At 66.8% G+C, this 959-nt stretch carries 1 protein-coding gene; it reads left to right on the top strand.

Annotated features, from left to right (window positions below; genetic code table 11):
* Positions 1–59: 59 nt before the first annotated feature.
* A protein-coding gene (locus O5O46_RS35005) for an IS5 family transposase (RefSeq protein WP_269859725.1) occupies positions 60–940 on the top strand; the annotation gives its coding sequence in 2 pieces (ribosomal slippage) (positions 60–420 and positions 420–940; 882 coding nt in all).
* The last annotated feature ends 19 nt before the right edge of the window (positions 941–959 follow it).

The raw sequence follows: 959 nt of genomic DNA, 5'->3' as shown, positions 1-959 counted from the left end.
GCCTAGGGTCTGTCCGGCGGATATTTGAGCCGTTCGGTACTCGTGGCCGTGTGTTGGGCATGGGCCGAGGCGATCTGACGGATGCCGAGTGGGCTCGACTGAAGCCGCATCTACCCAAGTACGGGCAGCGGGGCGGACGTTGGGCCAGCCATCGCAGGGTGATCAACGGGATCCTCTTCCGCGAGCGGACAGGCGTCCCGTGGCGGGATCTACCTGCGCGTTTCGGGCCATGGAAGACCGTCTACGAGCGACACAGACGCTGGTCGGCGGACGGCATGTGGGACAAGATCCTGCAGACCCTCCAGGCCGAAGCCGACGCAGAGGGCCGGATCGACTGGAGCATGGTGAGCGTGGACTCGACCTCCTGCCGCGCTCATCAACACGCCGCCGGAGCCCGCAAAAAGACACCACGCGTCCCGAAAAAAGATCCGTGCCCCGGCAGCACCGCCCCGACGAGGGACTCGGACGCTCCCGGGGCGGCCTGACATGCAAGATCCACCTCGCTGGGGAAGGTGGACGCCGCCCACTGGCCCTGCTGATTACGCCGGGCCAGTGGGGCGATGCCCCGCAGCTCATCCCGGTCATGGAACGCATCCGTGTTCCCCGCCTCGGCGGTGGGCGCCCGCGAACCCGGCCGGACCATCTCGGCGGCGACAAGGCGTACTCGTCCCGCCGAAACCGCCGCTACCTGCGCGAGCGCCAGATCAAGCACACCATCCCCGAGCCGAAGGACCAGCGACGCCACCGCCAACACCGCGGCAGCAAGGGCGGTCGACCCACAGCATTCGACAAGGAGAAGTACAAGCGCCGCAACGAAGTCGAGCGGACGATCAACGTCCTCAAGACCTTCCGGGCCGTCGCCACGAGGTACGACAAGCGCGCCTACATTTTCCACGGCACCGTCACCGTCGCCGTGATCAGACTCTGGCTCCGGACATGATCCGCCGGACAGAACCTAG

The sequence above is a fragment of the Streptomyces sp. RPT161 genome (assembly GCF_027533845.1).
GTDB classification, from domain to species: domain Bacteria; phylum Actinomycetota; class Actinomycetes; order Streptomycetales; family Streptomycetaceae; genus Streptantibioticus_A; species Streptantibioticus_A silvisoli_A.
This window is presented reverse-complemented; position numbering and strand designations above follow the sequence as displayed.